Origin of the sequence: Arthrobacter sp. P2b (genome assembly GCF_900168295.1) — a bacterium.
Lineage (GTDB): Bacteria > Actinomycetota > Actinomycetes > Actinomycetales > Micrococcaceae > Arthrobacter.
Map to the genome: position 1 here is coordinate 1 of NZ_FVZL01000036.1, position 5,360 is coordinate 5,360.

General features: G+C 55.4%; 4 protein-coding genes. All 4 read right to left on the reverse strand.

Features of this window, described 5'->3' with window-relative positions:
• Positions 1-107: 107 nt before the first annotated feature.
• The 4 genes from B5520_RS22180 to B5520_RS22195 all read right to left on the reverse strand — a co-directional run bounded on the left by B5520_RS22180 (position 108) and on the right by B5520_RS22195 (position 5,035).
• Positions 108-521, reverse strand: a complete 414-nt coding sequence (locus tag B5520_RS22180; protein WP_104443673.1) for a VanZ family protein — start codon at positions 519-521, stop codon at positions 108-110.
• Between the two features lie 318 nt (positions 522-839).
• A complete protein-coding gene (locus tag B5520_RS22185) occupies positions 840-1,478 on the reverse strand; it encodes an LPXTG cell wall anchor domain-containing protein (RefSeq protein WP_079599227.1) in 639 nt (212 codons plus the stop codon).
• 182 nt (positions 1,479-1,660) lie between these two features.
• Positions 1,661-3,535 (reverse strand): DUF4012 domain-containing protein, encoded by a 1,875-nt coding sequence (locus B5520_RS22190; RefSeq protein ID WP_079599228.1) that lies wholly within the window; start codon positions 3,533-3,535, stop codon positions 1,661-1,663.
• Positions 3,536-3,580: 45 nt separating this feature from the next.
• A complete protein-coding gene (locus B5520_RS22195; protein ID WP_079599229.1) occupies positions 3,581-5,035 on the reverse strand; it encodes a sugar transferase in 1,455 nt (484 codons plus the stop codon).
• Between the last annotated feature and the right edge of the window lie 325 nt (positions 5,036-5,360).

Sequence of the window (5,360 nt, forward strand, 5' to 3'; positions counted from 1 at the left end):
TCGAGGACACCATCGCCTGGTACCGCGACAACGAAGAATGGTGGCGGCCGCAGAAAGCAGCCACCGAAGCCAAATACAAGGAACAGGGCCAGTAGGTCCTGCTGAATCTATTGAGAATCAGATTGGGGCTCCGCCGCCGGAGGGTTCCAGGTGTGTAGCTGCTCAACGAGCAAGGCCGCCAGCAGGGCACCTAGCACTGCACCTAACGTGTTTGTCACAAGGTCTAGGGGACTTGCAAAGCGGTTGTGAAAAAAGAGAAGCTGACCGAGCTCGATGCAGCACGAGATGAGCAATCCAAAAGATGCAACTTGCCACCAGCGCTTTGCAGGAAATGCCAACGAAGCCACCAGGCCTAAAGGAACGAAGAGGGCCAAGTTCGCGACTGCCTCCACGAATTTGTAATCAAACCAAGGTGGGATTCCGTGTCTGTGAAGGGAAGTCAGAATCGAGACCAGAACTCCTTGAACAGGCTGATCAACTGGGGTTGGCCAGAAGGCTACAAACGCCAGGGGAATCAGCATCGCGACGAGAACCTTCCGCCAAATCCGCGGGCTCTGATCGCGCTTCATATTGCTGTTGCATAATTCGTAGCAAGGCGATCGCACCCGGATCCGACGGCAGCCACGGCTAGAAGAGCCAAGAAGACGTAAGGAAGAACCTGTGCTCGGGGGAGCGGTACAAAGATATTGAGCTGTTGACTCTCCCTCACCAATGTCTCCCCCGTAGCCATGACAGACCACATGTGCACGCTTGAATCTGTCAAAACCAGAAAAGAAGAAGGTGGGTGGCTCTCCGTTCCTGGAGAGCCGCCCACCTTCTTTGGTGCCTAAAAGCGGTTGCTATGCGGCAGCTTCTGCTTTAGCGCGGCGGCGAACAACCACTACCGAGGCTGCACCAGCAGCAAGTGCGCCAGCGCCTACTACCGTCCAGAGTACCAACCCGGAGTCGGCGCCAGTGGCTGCGAGAGTGCTGCCAGAATTGGCCAGTGCCGCCGATGCAGGCGTACCGTTGTTTCCGCCTGCGTTTGCACCGGCTGCACCGCCGTTCGCGAAGCCCGGGGCAACTACAACGCGGACCGGTCCCACGGTGTATCCGGAAACGTCACTGGTAGCAGTCAGGAGATAAGATCCTGCTTCACGGATAGTGACAGGAACCGAGAACTTACCCTCGCTGTCGGCCTGAGCGGACAACGTTTGAGCCTCGACAAAGACCCCGATCTTGCTCGAGAACGAAGTGCCGCCTGCGATGTTCGCGCCGCCGGCAGCGGGAGCGTTACCGGGAGTAACCCGAATGGTGAGACGCTCGCCGCGGAATGGACCCTGGCCACTGAACGTGAATGCCTCGCCAGGGCCTACGGTGCCGTCAGAAACAGCGGCCTGGGGCGGAATGACTGGATAAAGACCCTGAGCCGTGGCAGGAGCCGAACCGATCAGAGCGAGAGAACCCGCAAGAGCGAGCGCTGCAAAAGTTTTTTTCATGTGTGTCCCCCCGGAGACGTATAAGTTTTGATGTACCCGAAATATTTGGGGAGTTCCCCCTCTGCACGATTGCGTGTGCAGAACTACGGATAGATATCCCAAAGAGAAGGTATCACTTCTGCTTCCCTGTCAGCAATCTCAAGCCACTCGGTTTACATAGTATTAACCGCAGGTCCATCTGGCTAGTCGCAGGAAGCAAAAATCGTAGGTAAGACAACGTCTGTGACCGGCTGCACAGTCGGGGTAACAAACATGTTAGGTTCTGTATGTTGGACGATTTTACCGAACCGAAGTTCGACGGTTTTGCTTTCACCTGGGGCCAGCCGAACGGCTAGGATTCCCACTGGTCGATTGCTGTGGAGGTATGGAGCAAAGTCTGCTTGCTTGCCGTCCAGTTTTGCAGTTTCTACATATGCTTGCACGGGTCCATAAACGGTGATGTTTGTTTGCACTGAGCCGGAAGGGATACCGTAAGCGCCCCCGCCAGTCACGTAAGCAGGCAACGCAGTGCCCGCATCAGCGGGCGCCGTGTTCGTGCTGGTGACCCGAACAGTTGTCTGCTCGTATCCATCCTTGGCGCATTCTTTGACGAGCTGCACCTTTCGCCGAACGTAGTAATCCATTTTTGCGCCTGTTCCATCGTTGAAGTACACGCCGAATTGTGCGGGTGAAACGCTAGGGCCAGCGATCGAACCACTGAGTGCATAAGATGAGATCATCGACTGCTCCTGCTTGTCGGAGGACCAGATGAGAATGCGCCCTTCATCAGTTGCGCGGGTGATGCCTGAAAATAAACTCACGGGGTCACTGTCGCCACTTGACAAGGCTGCGAAGACTTCTTGAGCGACCGCCGCAAAGTAGGCATCCTGCAGCTCCGGTTGCTGAATTCTTGTATAGACATCCGACAGCAACGTTGGGACAACATTTTGGGACGTTAGTTCAGACGGCAGTCCGGTTTGTGCTGCTAGACGATTAAGCCCAGGGTCGGCGAGTTCCAATGACCCCGTTGCTTCGAGTACGTAAGCCAGTGCTATTGGATCAATAGAAATAACACCATCAACGCGCTCGCCCGTCTTTTTTTCCCACATCTCCTGGGCGGCTTTAGCTGCGGATGGGAAGTCGGGGGTCAGATTCACATCCTGCATGTACTTACCTAGCCGCGTGGAATATATCTGCTTTTGTTCTGCATCAATTGGAAGGATGGTATCCATAGGTCCGAGAGCAGTTGCGCTCGTTTGGCTCCGTAGAGTCAGCTTTCCCCCGTCTACATCAGCAACAGCTAAGGCCCCCGGAATTCCTCCCGACGCACGGGATTCAGCATTGTTTTGGATCATGAATAAGTAGTGCCGAGGGGCATCGGCGCCGAGCATAGCGGGTGTAATGGCGGCGGCATCTGCGGCGGCATCTAGGTGGCCTCGAAGGGTATCAAGCTTTTCACGAGTAACCCGCAGAGGCTGAGAAATTTCAGGCAAAAGGGTCTCGGCGTCAATGTTGTTGAGTCGCTCAGACGACTCTCGCACCGCATGGGCTGCAGAAGAGATTCGTGGCTGTGCCGCAGCTAGAGCACTAAGGTCCACGCCATCGCCGTCCGGAAGTAGGTTTTTCCATTCGAGAGTCTGAAATGCCTCGGCCAGCGGTGCGGCTCCTAGATGAACCACGTCGTAAGCGGAAGTCGTTACCTCGGAGGCTGCCCGGAAGTTCGCTCCTACTGACGGAATCGCCCCGGCCAGGATCCACAGCGGATCATTTGCTGCAGTTCTAGCTGCTGTAGTGTGCAGTTTCAGGCCATTGAGAGTTGCGGTGACACGGCTGACATCGTTGTTCAAAAGCGCGTCTTGAAGTTGCGGCGTCAAACGGGTGGCCGACTGCAGCTCATTACTTATAACGCTTGCCTTGTGACTCAACCACAGAACACATGCCAGCACGGAAACAATTAGAGTAGCAACTATAGCCACGACCCTTAACAATTTCAGAGTACGGCTTTTGTTGCCCCCTCTCCTGGTAGGTGGTCGAAAAAGTCGCCCTGTCGCCGACGTCTTGTTGTTGGTATCGCTCATTCCTGCCAGCGTCCCTTCTGGGCCAATGTTGATAGCTGTTTCCGATCAGTAAGCGCCAGTACTCCGAAATACCGCACGCGCTGTCCGAAGAAGTATGATCAGGTCCCCCGCCAGGGACCAATTTTCGACGTAGTAGAGGTCAAGGCGCACAGAGTCCTGCCAAGAAAGGTCAGACCGGCCACTCACTTGCCAGAGACCTGTAAGACCAGGCTTAACAAGCAGGCGCCGGCGAACGTCGTGCTCGTACGCTTCAACTTCGCGTGGCAAAGGGGGCCTAGGACCAACCAAACTCATCGAGCCATCGAGGATGTTGAATAATTGGGGAAGTTCATCGAGACTGAATTTCCTGATGAAACGTCCAACGGGCGTGATTCGTGGATCATTTTTCATCTTGAAGAGGACCTCTCCGCCTTCATTATGCTGCATTAGGTCAGCAAGGAGTGTTTCTGCGTCAATGACCATGGACCGGAACTTCAGCATGTGAAAAGTCTTTCCCTCCATCCCCACGCGAACCTGGCGGAAAAGGATTGGTCCCTTACTGCTGAGTTTCACCAAGGCGGCAACAACCAGCATGAGCGGCGACGTTGCAAGTATCAGCAAGCTCGAAAAGACGCAGTCAAATAGTCGTTTAGCAACCCGTTGGCCACCGTCTAAAGTAGGGGTTGTTACGTGGATCAGGGGCAGCCCAGCAACTTGTTGGGTGTGAATCCTTGGTCCAGCTATGTCCGTAAGAGCGGGTGCCATGATCAGGCCGATATTGCGCGACGCCAATTCCCAGCCCAAATGGCGGAGTGTTTGTGGGTGAAGCTGAACACCGGCCGAAACTGCTACTGCGTCGGCGCGACAATTTTCGATGGCCTCCAGAATCGCATGCGTCTCAGGAACGTTGCCCAGTATCGGTAGCTGAAAGTCCGCATCGCTCTGCTGCTCACCATAGGCTCCCGGCGTATAGGCGGCTACGGGAAGGTACCCCGCTTCTTTGGAGCGCTCGAAAGAAGAGGCGAGGTGGGCGACAGCGCCCGGTCCGCCCAGAAGAAGCAGCCTGGACATGCTCTCGCCCTGAAGGCGATTCACGTGTAGATGTTGACGCAGCAGCCAGCGCCCGAGAAGGAGACCGACCAAACCTACAGGGAGTGCAAAACCGACAAATCCACGGGCCGTATCGATCCGGAGAACATACGAAAAAATTGCGACCAAGCCAAATAACCACAAGGAAGCCGCTGCGACTCGCTTGTACTCATCGGCACCTGCACCTAGTATCCGGCTATGGCGACTATCCCAAGCGCCAAGCATGAACCACCACACTATGATTAGGCCGATAGAGAAGATGCCGTATGCGGCGTCGTTGCCTAAGCTTTGAAGGTCTGGGTCGATACCGAATCTGGTTATGTAAGCACCGCCAACGGCCCAACATATTACGAATGCGTCCGTAATCCTCAGAACGCGAGAAGTGCGCGTGCGCCAGCCCTCGTATGCCCCCAACGCGATTTGTCCTTTCATTCACGGGTGAATCGCCTGAAACAGGGCACCCCGGAAGAGCATACATGATAAGTAAAGCAACGCCCTCGTGGGCGGATTGTAGGAGGGCTCTTTGTATTAGCTCAGAGCTTTCGACGTGCAATTCACTATGAAGCCTGCTGGAATACCCTCCGCGAGCACGAGTACCCCTGCACGACAGAGCAGCTGCAGCAGCATACGGAGCCCTCTTGGAATTAGAAGATCAGAAGCCTTAGCCTCGATTTTTCATGATGGCCGGTGAGGGGCGCTGGTGTGTGGCGCCGGGTTGCTCTGCGGTTGTTTTCTGTTTTCGGGCAGCCGGGTGTGG